Origin of the sequence: Microbacterium sp. Leaf351 (genome assembly GCF_001423825.1) — a bacterium.
Classification (GTDB): Bacteria; Actinomycetota; Actinomycetes; order Actinomycetales; family Microbacteriaceae; genus Microbacterium; species Microbacterium ginsengisoli.
In genome coordinates this window covers 70916-86579 of sequence record NZ_LMPK01000018.1, presented here as the reverse complement: position 1 = coordinate 86579, position 15664 = coordinate 70916, and the positions used below count along the sequence as shown (strand labels likewise).

Here is a 15664-nt window from a genome sequence, read left to right as displayed (position 1 = left end):
CCCGCCGACGCCGGCGCGCTCGACGAGGGTGACTTCGGCGCCGAGTTGGGCGGCGGCCAGGGCCGCCTCGTAGCCGCCGGGTCCGCCTCCGATGATCGCGACCCGCTGGGCGTTATCGAAGCTCGTCGACATGCCTCCATTCTGGTGCGTCCCGTCGCGCGCAGCGAACCGGGACCGACTGGCCCCGTCCGAGCGGTGTTCCTAGAGTGAGGGGATGACGCACACCGCCCACCCCCTCGACGACCCCGCCGCCGACCCGTTCGAGGTCGCCGCCACCGCCGCCGCCGACATCGCCCGCCTCAGCGGCGTCGCAACGCACGACATCGCGGTGACGCTCGGGAGCGGATGGGGCAAGGCCGCCGACCTCCTCGGTGAGACGGTCGCGACGATCCCCGCCACCGAGGTGACAGGCTTCAGCAAGCCCGCGCTCGAGGGTCACGTCGGCACGCTGCGCAGCATCCTGACCCCGACCGGAAAGCGCGTGCTCGTCATCGGCGCGCGCACGCACTTCTACGAGGGGCACGGCACCCGCCGCGTCGTGCACAGCGTGCGCACCGCTGCCGCCACCGGAGCCCGCATCATGGTGCTCACCAACGGCGCCGGCGGGATCCGAGAGGCCTGGACTCCCGGGCAGCCGGTGCTCGTCAGCGACCACATCAACCTCACGGCGGCCTCGCCGCTCGAGGGCGCGACGTTCATCGATCTCACCGACCTCTACTCGCGACGCCTGCGCGATCTCGCCCGCACGATCGACCCGACCCTCGACGAGGGCGTCTACTGCCAGTTCCGCGGGCCGCAGTACGAGACGCCCGCCGAGGTGCAGATGGCCAAGGCGATCGGCGGCCACATCGTCGGCATGTCGACAGCCCTCGAGGCGATCGCGGCCCGCNCCTCGCCGCGGGCATCCAGACCACCCCGCTCAGCCACGCCGAGGTCATCGAGGCGGGCCAGCTCGCCGAGCCGGTCATCTCCGCGCTCCTGGCCCGTGTGATCGAGGCGATGTGAGCGACGACGACCTTCTCGTCCGCGCCCGCGCCTGGGTCGCGCAGGATCCGGACCCCCTCACCGCCGCCGAGCTCGATGCGCTCATCGCGGGGGCCGCGGCATCCGATCACGCCTCTGTGCTCGCCCTGCGCGAGCGGTTCTCGGGACGCCTCGCCTTCGGCACCGCAGGGCTGCGCGGAGAGCTCGGCGCGGGCCCGCAGCGCATGAACCGGGTGCTCGTCGCGCAGGCCGCGACCGGCCTCGCGCGGTACCTCGCGGCCTCGGCCCGGCCCGGCCACACCCCGACCGTCGTGATCGGCTACGACGGTCGGCGCAACTCCGATGTGTTCGCCCGCGACTCGGCCGAGCTCATCGCCGGTCAGGGTCTGCACGCGATCCTCCTCCCCCGCCTGCTGCCGACCCCCGTGCTCGCCTTCGCCGTGCGCCACCTCGGCGCCGACGCCGGCGTGATGGTGACGGCCAGCCACAATCCGCCGAACGACAACGGCTACAAGGTCTACCTCGGCGGCGCCGACGACGGCGCGCAGATCGTGCCGCCGAGCGACGCCGAGATCGCGGCGCAGATCACCCGGGTCGCCGATGACGAGCGCGTCGACGCGCTGCCCCGCTCCCAGGACTACGAGATCGCCGACGAGGCGGTCGTGGCCGCCTACGTCGCCGCCACGGCGGCCGTCGCGCCCGCCCCCGCCGGCGCCGCCGGCCTGCGGTGGGTCTACACGGCACTGCACGGAGTCGGCTGGGAGACGACAGCCGCGATCCTGCGCACGGCCGGCTACCCGCTGCCGGTCACGGTCGACGAGCAGCTCCACCCCGACGGCGCCTTCCCGACGGTGGCGTTCCCCAACCCTGAGGAGCCGGGAGCGATGGACCTCGCCTTCGCGACGGCGCGCACCGCCGGCGCGGAGCTCGTCATCGCGAACGACCCCGACGCCGACAGGCTCGCGGTCGCGATCCCGGATGCCGCCGCCACCGGCGGCTGGCGCCGCCTGACCGGCAACGAGACGGGTCTGCTGCTGGGGCTGCGCGCCGCACGGCTCGCCGCCGCCCACCCGGTCGCGGGTGCGTCACTGGCGTGCTCACTGGTGTCGTCGCCGGCGCTCGCGACGATCGCGGAGCGCCATGGCCTCGGCTTCCACGCGACCCTCACCGGGTTCAAGTGGATCTCCCGCGCGCCTGGCATCGTCTACGGGTTCGAGGAGGCCCTCGGCTATCTCGTGAACCCCGAGACGGTGCGAGACAAGGACGGCATCTCGGCCGCCGTGGCGATCCTCGGCCTGGTTGCAGAGGCCCGCGAACGCGGCGCCACCCTCTCCGACCTGCTCGCCGAGCTCGCCGAGGAGGTCGGCCACGTCGCGAGCGGTCAGGTCTCGGTGCGGGTCGACGACCTCGCCGTGATCCCCCGCCTCATGGGGTCGCTGCGAGAGGCTCCCCCGACCGAGGTCGGCGGGGTCGCCGTCGAGCGTGTCGACGACCTCGCGACGGGTCACGGAGACCTCCCGCCCGGCGACGTGCTGCGCTACTGGCTCGAGGGAGAGACCCGACTGATCGTGCGCCCGTCGGGCACCGAGCCGAAGCTCAAGCTCTACCTCGACGTGCGCGGCGACAGCGCCTCCGACGCCGACGCGCGGCTCGAACGACTGCGGGACGGGGCCCGCCGACTGCTGTCCGATCGGAGCTGACCCACACGGCCCGCCGCCCGGCGCCCCTAGGCTCGGGGCATGGAGTTCGCCGCACCGCTCGTCCTCGCCAACGACTGGGTCCGCCTGGAGCCGCTGACGGCCGCACATGCGGCGGGGCTCCGCGCCGCGGCATCCGGTCTCGACCACGCCTGGTACACGAGCGTGCCGACGAGCGACGCCGCCGTCGATGCCGACATCGCGATGCGCGAGGGCCTTCATGCCGCCGGCGGCATGAATCCGTGGGTCGTCGTGCGCGAGAGCGACGGCGAGGTCGTCGGCGAAACGACGTTCTGCAACATCGACCAGGAGAACCGTCGAGTCGAGATCGGACACACCTGGCTCGGACTCTCCGCCCAGCGCAGCGCCGTGAACACGGCCGCGAAGCGCCTGCTGCTCGCCCACGCCTTCGAGACCTGCGATGCCGTCGCGGTCGAGCTGCGCACCCACTGGCACAATCGGCAGTCACGGGCCGCCATCGAGCGGCTCGGCGCGAAGCTCGACGGCGTGCTGCGCAGCCACCGCATCATGCCCGACGGCTCGCTGCGGGACACCGTGGTCTACTCGATCCTCGCGCACGAGTGGCCCGCGGTGCGGCGCGGGCTCGACGAGAGGCTCATCCGGGCCTGACGCGGGATCGGCGGATCAGCCGTCGATGACAGCGACGAGCTCGTCGAGGAACGACGGCAGACTCGTCGCGCGGCGCACGATGCGTTGCGCCGATTCGCGCTCGTTGAACACCTCGACGAACTGCTCGAAGACCGTCTGGAACGCCGCACGGTCGTTCTCCGAGAAGGCGACGAGCGCCACCACCTGCACGCGGGCGTCGCCCCACGGGATCGACGGGTCGGCGATGCCGACGGCGATCGCCGTGTGGGCCGCGGTCATCCCGATCGCGTGCGGCACCGCGAGCGCGTCGGTGAAGGCGGTCGACGACATCCCCTCGCGCGCGACCGCGCGCTCGAGGTAGGCGTCGTCGATGACGCCGGCGTCCCGCAGCAGCCCGCCGAGGAGGCGGATGGTGCCCTCCTCGCCGAGCGTCGGATCGATGCCGTGCACGAACGCGTCGGGGCGGAAGTAGCGCTCGAGCTCGGTGCGCAGCTTCGCGAGGCGACGCGTGCGTCGCGCTCGCACCGCGACGACCTGGATGCGGTCGACGTCGGCAGGCGTGAGGAAGGGCTGGATGCGCACGACGCGCTCGGGCTGCACCGGCGCTCCCGGAGGCGCGTCGATCGTCGTGAGCACGAGGTCGGTGTCGATGTCGGCCCAGTCGGGGTCGACGCGCGTCTCGACCCGCACGACCTCGATCGACTGGCCGAGCGAGCGGGCGACGCTCGAGCGCAGCAGCTCATGCAGCTCGTAGTACCCCGGGCAGATGATCGTCGCGGTGAGCCGTTCGTCCGATCGGCGGCTGCGCTCGAGCTGGCCGCCCACGTGCATCGCGATGTAGGCGATCTCGTCGTCGTGCAGCGGGATGTTCAGTCGCTGCGACAGCTCACTGGCGATGAAGACCGCGACCTCGAAGATCATCGGATAGGTCGACTTCAACGATCGGGTCAGCGGGTTGCGCGACCACGCCTTGTCCCGCGCCCGCAGCCGCAGGTTCTGCACATGGAGGGCGAGCCGCAGCACGAAGTCCTCGTCGTGGATCTCCACCAGGAACTCGGATGCCGCGGCCCCGACCGCCTCCCGCACGGCTCCCTCCACCTCGGGGTCGAGGGGCGCCCGCGTCTCGTCGGCGATGCCCGGCGCGACGACCCGCGTGAGCACGACGGAGGCGAGGTGGCGACTGTCGGCCGGCCCGAGGTCGACGCCGAGGTGCTCTCGGGCGAGCGTCTCGATCGCGTTCGCGACCCGCAGCTGCGCCGCGACCGGCTCGGGGAGCCCCGCCGCGTCGAGGCCGCGCTGGCGTGCGACACGGTCGGCCGCGATCGCGACGTGGGTGAGCACGTCGCTCATCCCGTACTCGTTGACGTAATAGCCGAAATCGACCAGCTGTGCCACGAGCGCCGCCTTGAACGGCGCGAGCGACGGGAGCACCGCGGACTGCTCGCCGAGCGCACGCCGGAGCGCCGCGGTGTCGTAGGCACCGGCATCCATCTCGTCATGGACGAGCCGGCTGAGCAGCCGCCGCTGCGCCATCTCAGTGCCGCGCAGGCGCACCTGTGCGCCCTGGCGGTCGAGGATGAGCTCTGTGCCGCCCAGCAGGCTGCGCACCCGCGCGAGATCGGACTCGACCGTCGCGGCGCTCACGAACATCTCGTCGGCGACGGCGTAGACGTCGAGGCCGTCGGGGGCGTCGAGCAGCCTCGTCACGAGGGTGTGGAGGCGATCGCGGGGCGACCCGCCGTCACCGGGAGAGGTCTGCAGGGCGGCGCCCGCCTCGACGCCGGCGCGGTAGCCCTGCGGCCCCGACTCGACAGCCTGGCCGCCGGAGACACGACCGTTCACGCTCGTGACATAGGAGCGCACCGACCGGGCCGTCACACCCAGCTGATCGGCGAGGGTCGCCGCCGTCACCCATCCGCCGTCGCGAAGGAGCAGGCCGAGAAGCCGGTCCTGCTTGGCACGCGTCACGTGATCCCTCCGATACGCCGATTCCCCTATTCCATCACGCGACCGCGACGTTTCCGCGGGGGGCGGAAACAGGTCTGGTTGCCCGCGCTCTCGGGGAATTCTCAAGATAGACCCAGGAGGCGGATCGATGAGGATCCTGGCGACGTGCGCCGCCGGTACGACCGGCACAGGCGAAGCACAGCAGCTGCGTCACGCAGCGCACGACGCGAGGGCACGCACCGAACCGTGGAGACGCACTCGAACCGTCACGTCGCTCGTGCCGGAACGGATGCCGCTCCCCGCTCCGAGACCGCACCATCCGTCCGTCGCACCCGGCCTCGCGCTGTGCGCGGACGGCCGCAACGAGAGAAGCACTATGACAGTCGCCACCCGCACCGTGCGCATCGGATCCGCCCACGGTCTGCACGCCCGCCCCGCGAAGCTCTTCGCCCAGGCGGCGAAGGACGCGGGGCTCCCCGTCACGATCGCGAAGGACGCCGGTGCGCCGGTCAACGCCGCGAGCATCCTCGGGGTGATCGCGCTCGGCATCGAGCAGGGCGACTACGTCACGCTCACCGCCGACGGCGAGGGCGCGGAGAACGTGCTCGACGACCTCGCCGACCTCCTCACGACCGACCACGACGCGGCCTGACCGGACGGAGCGCAGACATGAGCACCACGACCACCCTCCGCGGAGTCGGCATCGGCCTGGGCGTCGCCCAGGGTCCCGTCGCCCGTATGGCGGCGCCGCTCCCCGCTCCCGCCGACGCCCCCTCGACGCTCGGCTCCGATGCCGAGACCGCGCGCGTGCAGGAGGCCATCGGCGTCGTCGCCCGCGAGCTCGAGGCGCGCGGCGCCCAGGCGGGCGGCTCGGCCCGCGACGTGCTCGAGGCGCAGGCCATGATGGCCGAGGACCCCACGCTCGAGGCCGAGGTCGCCACACGCATCACCGCCGGTAAGACCGCGGAGTTCGCCGTCTACGACGCGTTCGCATCCTTCCGCGACCAGCTCACCGCGGTCGGCGGCTACCTCGGCGAGCGCGCCGCCGATCTCGACGACGTCGCCCAGCGCGTCATCGCGCGACTCCGGGGCGTCGCCGCCCCCGGGGTGCCCGAGCCCGGCCACCCCTACGTGCTCGTGGCCACCGACCTCGCCCCCGCCGACACCGCGCTCCTCGACCTCGACCAGGTGCTCGCGCTCGTCACGAGCGAGGGCGGCCCGACCTCCCACACCGCGATCCTCGCCCGCGAGAAGGGAATCGTCGCCGTCGTCGGCACCGCCGGCGCCCTCGACCTCGCCGACGGCGACACCGTGATCGTCGACGCCGCTGCGGGCGTGATCACCGTGTCGCCCTCGGAGGACGAGCGTGCGGCGGCTCAGCGCCGCGCGGACGCGCGGTCGGCCGCGGCATCCGCACCGCTCACCCCGGGTGCGCTCGCCGACGGCACCGCTGTGCCGCTGCTCGCCAACCTCGGCAGCCCGGACGGCGCCGCTGAGGCCGTGGCCCTCGGGGCGGAAGGCGTGGGGCTGTTCCGCACCGAGTTCCTCTTCCTGAGCTCGAACACCGCCCCCACGGTCGCCCAGCAGCGCACCTCGTACGAAAAGCTCTTCCGCGCGTTCGCCGGCAAGAAGGTCGTCGTGCGTGTGCTCGACGCCGGTGCCGACAAGCCGCTGCCGTTCCTCAACGACGCCCACGAGGAGAACCCGGCGCTGGGCCTGCGGGGCTTGCGCGCCCTCCGGGCCAGCGAGGACATCCTGCGCGAGCAGCTGACCGCCCTCGCGGAGGCCAATGCCGCGGCGGCCGCCGACGGCGAGGCCGCGGATCTGTGGGTCATGGCGCCGATGGTCGCGACCGTCGAGGAGACCGAATACTTCGTCGCCCTCGCCCGCGAGTACGACGTGAAGACCGCGGGAGTCATGGTCGAGGTGCCGTCGGCGGCCCTCCTCGCCGACAGGGTGCTCGCGCAGGCCGACTTCGCCTCGATCGGCACCAACGACCTCACGCAGTACACCCTTGCCGCGGACCGGCTCCTCGGCTCGGTCGCGTCGTTCCAGGACCCCTGGCACCCTGCGGTGCTCCGCCTCATCCAGTCGGTCGGCGCCGCGGGCGCAGCCCTCGGCAAGCCGGTCGGCATCTGCGGCGAGGCCGCCGCCGACCCGCTGCTGGCGGTCGTGCTCGTCGGCCTCGGCGCGACGTCCCTGTCCATGGCTCCCACGGCGCTCGCCGACGTGCGTCAGAGCCTGCTCTCCCACTCGCTCGACGACGCCCGACGCGTCGCCGAGGCAGCACTTGCCGCGAATGACGCGGCAACGGCGCGTGCGGCCGCCCGGGCCGCCGCTTCCTAGAAAAGGAAAGAAACATGACAACGACGGCAACGTCGCCCGCGCTGTCGGGAGGTAAGAAGGCCCAGATCGCCGTGCAGCGATTCGGTACCTTCCTCTCCGGCATGATCATGCCGAACATCGCGGCCTTCATCGCGTGGGGCTTCATCACGGCACTGTTCATCGCCACCGGCTGGCTCGGCTTCTGGCACCCGGTCGCCGACATCCTCGGCGGCTTCGGTGACGCGAGCCAGATCAACTGGGCTCACGCCATGACCGCGCTCTCGCAGACGAAGGACGGCAACGTCATCCCCGTGTTCGTCGGCCTCGTGGGCCCGATGATCACCTACCTCCTCCCGCTCCTCATCGCGAACACCGGTGGCCGCATGGTCTACGGCGAGCGCGGTGGTGTGGTCGCCGCCATCGCGACCGTCGGTGTCATCGTCGGCACGACGATCCCGATGTTCCTCGGCGCCATGGTCATGGGCCCGCTGGCGGCGCTGCTGACCAAGTGGATGGACCGCATCTGGGAAGGCAAGATCAAGGCGGGCTTCGAGATGCTCGTCAACAACTTCTCGGCCGGCATCCTCGGCATGCTGCTCGCGATCGTCGGCTTCTTCGGGTTCGGCCCGATCATGACCGCCGTCTCGAACGCCCTGGGCGCCGTCGTGGACTTCCTGGTCTCCGCGGGCCTGCTCCCGCTGCTGTCGATCCTGGTCGAGCCCGCCAAGGTGCTGTTCCTGAACAACGCCGTCAACCACGGTGTGTTCACCCCGATCGGCACCCAGCAGGCCCTCGAGACCGGCCGTTCGATCCTGTTCCTCGTCGAGGCGAACCCCGGCCCCGGCCTCGGAATCCTGGTCGCCTTCGCGTTCTTCGGTGTGGGCGCCGCCCGCGCTTCCGCCCCCGGCGCGATCGTCATCCAGTTCCTCGGTGGCATCCACGAGATCTACTTCCCGTACGTGCTCATGAAGCCGATCATCATCGTCGCGGCCATCGCCGGCGGCATGACCGGTGTGGCGACCAACGCGGTGTTCGGTTCCGGCCTTCGCGCTCCCGCATCGCCCGGATCGATCTTCGCGGTGCTGTTGCAGACCTCCGGCGACAGCAACTTCGGTCCCGGTTGGGGCTACGTGGGCGTCATCCTGTCGGTGATCCTCGCCGCAACGGTCTCGTTCCTGCTCTCCTCGCTGTTCCTCCTGCGCACGCGCAAGCGTGACCTCGAGCTCGGCGAGTCGGGCGACCTCAGCGCCGCGATCTCTGCGACCGAGGCCAACAAGGGCAAGTCCTCGAGCACCCTCGCGGGCCTGCGCACCTCGTCGGAGGCCGGCACCACCGCCGTCGCCACCAAGCCGATCTCCACGATCGTGTTCGCCTGCGACGCCGGAATGGGGTCGTCCGCCATGGGTGCGAGCGTGTTGCGCAACAAGATCAAGAAGGCCGGTATCGAGGGCGTCACGGTGACCAACCAGGCCATCGCCAACCTCGACGGGTCGGCCGACCTGGTCGTCACGCAGAACCAGCTCACCGACCGCGCCCGGTCGGCGTCGCCGAACTCGCTCCACGTGTCGGTCGACAACTTCATGAACTCGCCGCGATACGACGAGGTCGTCGACCTCGTGGCCTCGCAGCACCAGGATGGTGCACAGGGTTGAGTTCGTCGCGGGGCGGGCGGAGCGATCCGCCCGCCCCGCACTCTTTGTGGAAGGAAGAAACATGACCGGAGAGATCCTGACCCTCGGACAGGTGCGCATCCACGCGGGTGCCGCCACGCGCCTCGAGGCGCAGCGGGAGGCCGCCGACATCCTCGAGGCCGCGGGCGCCGTCACCGGCGCCTACTACGACGCGATGCTCGCCCGCGAGGCGACAGTGTCGACCTACATGGGCAATGAGCTGGCGATCCCGCACGGCACCAACGAGGCCAAGAGCGAGATCCTCGCCTCGGCCCTGTCGGTCGTGCGCTACGACGGCGGCGTCGACTGGGACGGGGAGCCGGTGACGTTCGTGATCGGCATCGCCGGTCGCGGCGATGAGCACCTCGAGATCCTCTCCCAGATCGCGATCCTGTTCTCCGACGAGGACGAGGTCGCAGCCCTCAAGGCCGCCGCGACGCCCGAGGAGCTCTTCGCCCGCCTTGCCACGGTGAACGCCTGATGAAGGCCGTCCATTTCGGCGCCGGCAACATCGGTCGCGGCTTCGTGGGCCTGCTGCTGCACGAGGGCGGCTACGAGGTCGTGTTCTCGGATGTCGCAGCCCCCCTCGTCGACGCGATCAACGCCGAGACGAGCTACACCGTGCACGCCGTCGGAGACGGCGGCGGTGACACCGTCGTGACCGGCTTCCGCGCAGTCAACAGCCAGCTGGACCCGCAGGCGGTCGTCGACGAGCTCGCGACCGCGGATGTCGCCACCACAGCGGTCGGTCCCAACATCCTGCGCTTCATCGCCCCGGTAATCTACGCCGGGCTCGTGGCGCGCTCTGCCGAGCTGCCTCCCCTCGCCGTCATGGCGTGCGAGAACGCGATCCGCGCGACCGACACCCTGCGCGACGAGATCGCCGCCCTCGCCGGCGCCGACTGGCCTGCGGTCGCGGCTAAAGCCGTGTTCGCGAACACCGCGGTAGACCGCATCGTGCCCGGGCAGCCCGAGGGCCAGCACGGGGTGGATGTCACGGTGGAGCCGTTCTTCGAGTGGGCGATCGAGCAGGGTCCGTTCGCGGGAACACTGCCGTCGATCCCCGGTGCGCACTTCGTCGACGACCTCACGCCGTACATCGAGCGCAAGCTCTTCACGGTGAACACGGGGCACGCCTCGACCGCCTACTTCGGCGCCCGCGCCGGCATCGAGCGCATCTCCGACGCCCTCGCCGATCCCGAGATCCTCGCGGCGGTGCGCTCGACGCTCGAGGAGACGTCGGCGGTGCTCATCGCCCGTCACGGCTTCACGGCCGAGGAGCTCGCCGATTACCGCGCGACGATCCTGCGCCGGTTCCAGAACCCCGAGCTTCCCGACACCGTATGGCGTGTGGGTCGTCAGCCGCTGCGCAAGCTCTCCCGCCACGAGCGGTTCGTCGGCCCGGCGGCCGACGCCGCCGAACGGGGCCTGTCGGTCGCGGCGCTCCTCGGCACCGTCGGCGCCGCGCTCGCCTTCGAGACCGCCGACGACCCGGAAGCCGTCGAGCTGCAGGAGCTGCTGCGCACGACCGAGACCACGGCGCTCGTCACCCGCGTCACGGGCATCGAGGCGGGGCATCCGCTCTACAACGGCCTCGTAGCCGCCGTCACGACCCGGCAGGCAGACCTGGCCTGACCGAACCGACCGAGGGCGGCGCCGCGAACCCGATCGTGGTGCCGCCCTCGACCATGTCGGGGCTCAGCGGTCGAAGCCCTCGGAGATGAGGTCGATGAGCTCCTCGCGCTCCTCCACCGGCAGGAACGCGCCGCCCGCGGCGTTGAGCTGGAAGCTCTCGAGGTCGTCGAGGTCGTACTCGAACGTCTCAGCGAGCAGGGCCAGCTCGCGGGTGAGGGACGTACGGCTCATCGTGCGGTTGTCGACGTTCACCGTCACCGCGAAGCCGAGCTGGTAGAGCAGGTCGAAGGGGTGGTCCTCGAGCTCGCTGCCCCACGCCGCGAACGCGCCGGTGTGCACGTTCGAGGTCGGCGAGAGCTCGAGCGGGATCTCCCGGTCGCGCACCCAGCGCGCCAGGTCGCCGAATTCGACGAGCACCTGCTCGCCCTTGCGCGAGACGACGTCGAGGTCCTCGGCGATGCGCACGCCGTGTCCGAGCCGCAGCGCGCGACCGTCGACGAGGGCGGAGCGGATCGACTCCAGGCCGGCGGCCTCGCCGGCGTGCACCGTGACGGGGAAGAACTCGCCCGCCAGGTACTCGAACGCCTCGCGGTGCCGAGACGGCAGGAAGCCGTCCTCGGGCCCGGCGATGTCGAAGCCGACCGCACCCGCCTCACGGAACGCGACCGCGAGCTTCGCGATCTCCAGCGACCGGTCGTTCTGGCGCATCGCGGTGATGAGCTGTCCGACGCGGATGTCGTGGCCTGCCTCCGCCGCGTCGTCCTCGCCCTGCTCGATGCCCTCCTGCACGGCCTCGACGGCCTCTTCGAGCGTCAGCCCACCGCGCAGGTGCTGCTCGGGCGCCCAGCGCACCTCCGCGTACACGACGCCGTCGTCGACGAGGTCCTCGACGAACTCACGGGCGACGCGGGTCAGCTGGTCGCGGGTCTGCATGACCCCGGTCGTCAGCTCGAAGCGCTGCAGGTACTCGACGAGCGAGCGATCGGGCCGCACCGCCGAGAACCACTCCGCGAGCTCGTCGGCGTCCCCGGTGGGCAGGGCGATGCCCGCCTCCTCGGCGAGCTCGATCACCGTGTCGGGGCGCACCCCGCCGTCGAGGTGGTCGTGCAGCGACACCTTCGGAAGGGACCGGATCGACACGCCCTCGAGGCGGGCGTCGTCGTGCTGGTCGATAGGCATCGGGTCTCCTTCTGATCGGATGTCGCGGCTCCCCCACCGATCATTCTGACGGGTCAGGCGGAGATCCGCTCCCTCACGATCGCCGCGCGGGCCGGCGCAGCATCCGAGATCTCGTAGGCGCCGTCGAGAGCGGCGAGCGCGCGCTCGAAACGGGCGTCGTCGTCGGCCGACAGGGTGAAGAGCGGGTCGCCGGCGCGCACGGCGTCGCCCGGCTTGGCGTGCAGGTCGATGCCGGCCGCGTGGATCACCGGATCCTCGGCGCGGGCGCGTCCGGCTCCCAGGCGCCACGCGGCGATTCCGAACGGCAGGGCATCCAGCCGAGACACCACCCCGTCGCGCGCGGCGGTGACGGTGTGCGTCTCGCGGGCGACCGGCAGGGATGCGTCGGGGTCGCCGCCCTGCGCGACGATCATGCGCCGCCAGGCGTCCATCGCGGCGCCGCCGGCGAGCGCGCCCTCGACGTCGGCGTCGGGCAGCCCGGCGAGCGCGAGCATCTCCCGGGCGAGGGCGATCGTGAGCTCGACGACGTCGGCGGGACCGCCGCCGGCGAGCACCTCGACCGACTCGCGCACCTCGTTGGCGTTGCCGATGGCGAGGCCGAGGGGCGTGTTCATGTCGGTGAGGAGCGCCGTGGTCGCCACCCCGGAGTCGGTGCCGAGGGCGACCATCGTGCGGGCGAGCTCGCGCGCACGATCGATGTCCTGCATGAACGCGCCCGAGCCGAACTTCACGTCGAGTACGAGGGCGGCCGTGCCCTCGGCGATCTTCTTCGACATGATGCTCGAGGCGATCAGCGGGATGGCCTCGACGGTGCCGGTCACGTCGCGTAGCGCGTAGAGCTTCTTGTCGGCGGGGGCGAGCCCGGAGCCGGCGGCGCAGATGACAGCGCCGACGCCGGCGAGCTGCGCGGTGAGCTCCTCGTTCGACAGCGCCGCGCGCCACCCGGGGATCGACTCGAGCTTGTCGAGCGTGCCGCCCGTGTGCCCGAGCCCACGGCCCGAGAGCTGGGGCACGGCGACGCCGAACGAGGCGACGAGAGGAGCCAGCGGCAGGGTGATCTTGTCGCCCACCCCGCCCGTGGAGTGCTTGTCGACGGTGGTCTTGCCGAGGCCGTCGAAGCTCATCCGCTCCCCCGACGCGATCATCGCGTCGGTCATCACACGGATCTCGTCGCGCTCCATGCCGCGCAGCAGCACCGCCATCGCGAACGACGCCATCTGGGCGTCGGACACGTAGCCGCGCGTGTATGCGTCGACCATCCAGCGCAGCGCGTCCTCGGGCACGGCGCCGCCGTCACGCTTCGTGCGGATCACGTCGACCGCGTCGAACGGCTCCACGCTCACTGGGCGTACTCCTCGAGCTCGCGGGGACCGAAGGCATCCGGAAGCACCTGCTCGATCGTGCGGACACCCGACACGGTCTCGAGCAGCATCCCGGGCGCCGAGAACTCGAACAGCAGCTGGCGGCAGCGCCCGCACGGCATGAGCGTCGCGCCGTGACCGTCGACGCAGGTGAACGCCACCAGTCGTCCGCCGCCGGTCATGTTCAGGTTCGAGACCAGACCGCACTCTGCACACAGGCCCACGCCGTATGACGCGTTCTCCACGTTGCATCCCGACACGATGCGACCGTCGTCGGTGAGGGCCGCCGCCCCCACGGGGAAGTTCGAGTACGGCGCATACGCGCGGCGCATCGCGTCGTTCGCGGCGACGCGCAGGGCGTCCCAGTCGATGTCGGGCATGGCTGACCTCCGTGGTGTCGGGTGCGAGGGGTGATGAACCGGATGCCGCGGGTCGCGGCATCCGCTCATCAGCCCTTGATGTACGGCTTGCCGGCAGCCGCAGGCCCCCGGATCTGACCGGCGAAACCGGCGACCGCGAGGATCGTGACGACGTAGGGCAGCATGAGCATGAACTCGCTGGGAATCGGGGTCTTCAGCACGGTGAGCAGATTCTGCAGGTTGGTGGCGAAGCCGAACAGCAGCCCCGCGAGCGCGGCGCGCACCGGGTCCCAGCGTCCGAAGATCACCGCGGCGAGGGCGATGAAGCCGAGGCCGGCGGTCATCTCCTTCGTGAAGTGCGGCACCGAGACGAGCGTGAAGTAGGCGCCTCCGATACCGGCGATCGCACCCGCCAGCGAGACGTTCCAGAAGCGCAGCGTGTTGACCCTGATGCCGACCGTGTCGGCCGCCTGCGGGTGCTCACCGACCGCTCGCAGGCGCAGGCCCCAGCGCGTGCGGTACAGACCCCATGCGACGAGGATCACGGCCGCGTACATGAGGTAGACGATGAACGGCTGATCGAACAGCACCGGACCGAGCACCGGGATGTCGCCGAGCACCGGGATCTTCCACCGCGAGAACGTCACGGGACTGTTCAGTGCCGCTTCGTTGTTCGCGAGCACGACGCCGTAGAGGAAGCTCGTCAGACCCGTGACCAGCACGTTGAGCACGACGCCGACGATGACCTGGTCGACGAGGTACTTGATGCTGAAGGCGGCCAGCACGAACGACACCAGCACACCACCCACCATGGCGCCCAGGAGCCCGATGAAGGGGTTCTGCGTGATGCTGCCGATGACGGCCGCCGCGAACGCGCCGAGCAGGAACTGCCCTTCGATCGCGACGTTCACGACGCCGACCCGTTCGCCGATCACGCCGCCGAGGGCGCCGAACACGAGCGGCACCGAGAGCGACATCGCACCGAAGAGCAGGCCCGTGACGGGAACGAGACCGCCCGCGGCCGACCAGGTGAGGAAGGCGAACACGGCCAGGATCGCGTAGACGATCGGCACGGCCAGGTTCGATCGGCGGTAGGCCGCGGCATCCAGCCACGTCCAGACCGTGAGGAGCGCGAGGATCGCCACCGTGATCCACGCCGTCGGCGCCGACGGTACGGCGACATCGCCGAGGGCGATGACCGCTGCGTCGTCGCTCAGCCGGAAGACGCTCTGCCCGTCGCGCGGCGCGAACAGGAACAGGGCGGCGAGACCGACCGTGACGATCGTGAGGGTGACCGGGAGCTTGATACGGCGTACCCGCACCACAAGGTGGGGCACCGCGGATGCCGCGAGGGTTGCGACGCTCATCGAGCCACCGCCTTCTTCGCCAGGCGGGCTTTCGCCCGCGCGGAACGCTCGGCCTCGTCCTTCGGGAGGAAGAAGATCGTGCGCACGAGCGGCGGCGCCGCGATGAACAGGACGATGAGCGACTGCACGACGAGCACGATGTCGACGGGGATGCCCTCGCTCGCCTGCATGGTGAACGATCCGGACTTGAGCGCACCGAACAGGATGCCGGCGGCGAAAGTGCCCCACGCCGAGCTGCGCCCCAGCAGCGCGACGGTGATCGCATCGAAACCGATGCCGGCGTCGATGCCGCCGTCGAACCCGCTCGTGACCGTTCCCATGATCTGGTTCATGCCGGCAAGTCCCGCCAGCGCGCCCGCGAACAGCATCGCGTAGACGTAGACGCGCTTGACGTTGATGCCCGCAGCGCGGGCTGCGTGAGGGTTCTCGCCGACGGCCCGCATGCGGAAGCCGAGGCTCGAGCGCTCGATGAGCCACCACACGAAGATCGTCGCGATGATGACCACCACGAAGCCCCAGTCGAGGCGCGGG

At 71.2% G+C, this 15664-nt stretch carries 14 protein-coding genes and 2 pseudogenes; 9 read left to right on the top strand and 7 right to left on the bottom strand.

Going from position 1 to position 15664, the window contains the following annotated elements; all coding sequences use genetic code 11:
- Positions 1-132: FAD-dependent oxidoreductase (locus ASG00_RS17610; RefSeq protein ID WP_235559417.1), on the bottom strand; the 132-nt coding region annotated here is incomplete at its 3' end.
- Between the two features lie 82 nt (positions 133-214).
- Here ASG00_RS17610 and ASG00_RS07205 point away from each other — a divergent pair.
- From ASG00_RS07205 to ASG00_RS07195, 4 genes and pseudogenes are all read left to right on the top strand, one after another.
- Positions 215-889, top strand: a pseudogene (locus ASG00_RS07205) (purine-nucleoside phosphorylase); the annotation flags it as partial.
- Position 890: 1 nt separating this feature from the next.
- A pseudogene (locus tag ASG00_RS17605) lies at positions 891-1005 on the top strand (purine-nucleoside phosphorylase); the annotation flags it as partial.
- A complete protein-coding gene (locus tag ASG00_RS07200; protein WP_056207957.1) occupies positions 1002-2684 on the top strand; it encodes a phospho-sugar mutase in 1683 nt (560 codons plus the stop codon). The pseudogene ASG00_RS17605 and the gene ASG00_RS07200, both read left to right, overlap by 4 nt.
- A 39-nt stretch (positions 2685-2723) precedes the next feature.
- A complete protein-coding gene (locus ASG00_RS07195) occupies positions 2724-3311 on the top strand; it encodes a GNAT family N-acetyltransferase (protein WP_056207954.1) in 588 nt (195 codons plus the stop codon).
- A 15-nt stretch (positions 3312-3326) separates the two neighbouring features.
- Here ASG00_RS07195 and ASG00_RS07190 read toward each other — a convergent pair whose 3' ends face one another.
- Entirely contained in the window at positions 3327-5258 is a 1932-nt protein-coding gene (locus tag ASG00_RS07190; protein WP_056207951.1) for a BglG family transcription antiterminator, read from the bottom strand.
- 355 nt (positions 5259-5613) lie between these two features.
- On the opposite strand from ASG00_RS07190, the gene ASG00_RS07185 reads away from it, so the two are divergent.
- The 5 genes from ASG00_RS07185 (at position 5614) to ASG00_RS07165 (ending at position 10867) form a co-directional block, all read left to right on the top strand.
- The gene (locus ASG00_RS07185) at positions 5614-5889 is read left to right on the top strand and encodes an HPr family phosphocarrier protein (RefSeq protein ID WP_045248244.1); all 276 of its coding nucleotides are present in this window, start codon (positions 5614-5616) and stop codon (positions 5887-5889) included.
- Between the two features lie 17 nt (positions 5890-5906).
- Entirely contained in the window at positions 5907-7583 is a 1677-nt protein-coding gene (gene ptsP / locus ASG00_RS07180) for a phosphoenolpyruvate--protein phosphotransferase (RefSeq protein WP_056207948.1), read from the top strand.
- A gap of 14 nt (positions 7584-7597) precedes the next feature.
- Positions 7598-9214 (top strand): PTS mannitol transporter subunit IICB, encoded by a 1617-nt coding sequence (locus ASG00_RS07175; protein WP_056207943.1) that lies wholly within the window; start codon positions 7598-7600, stop codon positions 9212-9214.
- Between the two features lie 61 nt (positions 9215-9275).
- A complete protein-coding gene (locus ASG00_RS07170) occupies positions 9276-9713 on the top strand; it encodes a PTS sugar transporter subunit IIA (RefSeq protein ID WP_045248241.1) in 438 nt (145 codons plus the stop codon).
- Positions 9713-10867, top strand: coding sequence for a mannitol-1-phosphate 5-dehydrogenase (locus tag ASG00_RS07165; protein WP_056207940.1), 1155 nt, complete (start codon positions 9713-9715; stop codon positions 10865-10867). Before ASG00_RS07170 ends, ASG00_RS07165 begins: the two co-directional genes overlap by 1 nt.
- Before the next feature lie 63 nt (positions 10868-10930).
- Here the strand turns inward: ASG00_RS07165 and ASG00_RS07160 are convergent, their stop codons facing one another.
- The 5 genes from ASG00_RS07160 to ASG00_RS17600 form a co-directional block, all read right to left on the bottom strand.
- Complete coding sequence (locus ASG00_RS07160) at positions 10931-12046, bottom strand: adenosine deaminase (RefSeq protein ID WP_045248239.1); 1116 nt, start codon at positions 12044-12046, stop codon at positions 10931-10933.
- A 53-nt stretch (positions 12047-12099) separates the two neighbouring features.
- Entirely contained in the window at positions 12100-13389 is a 1290-nt protein-coding gene (locus ASG00_RS07155) for a thymidine phosphorylase (protein WP_056207937.1), read from the bottom strand.
- A complete protein-coding gene (locus ASG00_RS07150) occupies positions 13386-13787 on the bottom strand; it encodes a cytidine deaminase (RefSeq protein ID WP_045248237.1) in 402 nt (133 codons plus the stop codon). Before ASG00_RS07150 ends, ASG00_RS07155 begins: the two co-directional genes overlap by 4 nt.
- A 68-nt stretch (positions 13788-13855) precedes the next feature.
- Positions 13856-15133 carry an ABC transporter permease gene (locus tag ASG00_RS07145; RefSeq protein ID WP_045248236.1) on the bottom strand — a complete coding sequence of 426 codons (1278 nt, stop codon included), beginning with the start codon at positions 15131-15133 and terminating at the stop codon, positions 13856-13858.
- Positions 15130-15664 (bottom strand): ABC transporter permease (locus ASG00_RS17600; RefSeq protein ID WP_235559408.1); only part of this gene is annotated, 535 nt, incomplete at its 5' end. The genes ASG00_RS07145 and ASG00_RS17600, both read right to left, overlap by 4 nt.

What these genes read in the sequence shown, in the direction of transcription:
- ASG00_RS07195 (WP_056207954.1), top strand. Translation starts at nt 2,724, where the DNA reads ATGGAGTTCGCCGCACCGCTCGTCCTCGCCAACGACTGGGTCCGCCTG.
- ASG00_RS07170 (WP_045248241.1), top strand. Translation starts at nt 9,276, where the DNA reads ATGACCGGAGAGATCCTGACCCTCGGACAGGTGCGCATCCACGCGGGT.
- ASG00_RS07185 (WP_045248244.1), top strand. Translation starts at nt 5,614, where the DNA reads ATGACAGTCGCCACCCGCACCGTGCGCATCGGATCCGCCCACGGTCTG.
- ASG00_RS07165 (WP_056207940.1), top strand. Translation starts at nt 9,713, where the DNA reads ATGAAGGCCGTCCATTTCGGCGCCGGCAACATCGGTCGCGGCTTCGTG.
- ASG00_RS07150 (WP_045248237.1), bottom strand. Translation starts at nt 13,787, where the DNA reads ATGCCCGACATCGACTGGGACGCCCTGCGCGTCGCCGCGAACGACGCG.
- ASG00_RS07160 (WP_045248239.1), bottom strand. Translation starts at nt 12,046, where the DNA reads ATGCCTATCGACCAGCACGACGACGCCCGCCTCGAGGGCGTGTCGATC.
- ASG00_RS07145 (WP_045248236.1), bottom strand. Translation starts at nt 15,133, where the DNA reads ATGAGCGTCGCAACCCTCGCGGCATCCGCGGTGCCCCACCTTGTGGTG.
- ptsP (WP_056207948.1), top strand. Translation starts at nt 5,907, where the DNA reads ATGAGCACCACGACCACCCTCCGCGGAGTCGGCATCGGCCTGGGCGTC.
- ASG00_RS07175 (WP_056207943.1), top strand. Translation starts at nt 7,598, where the DNA reads ATGACAACGACGGCAACGTCGCCCGCGCTGTCGGGAGGTAAGAAGGCC.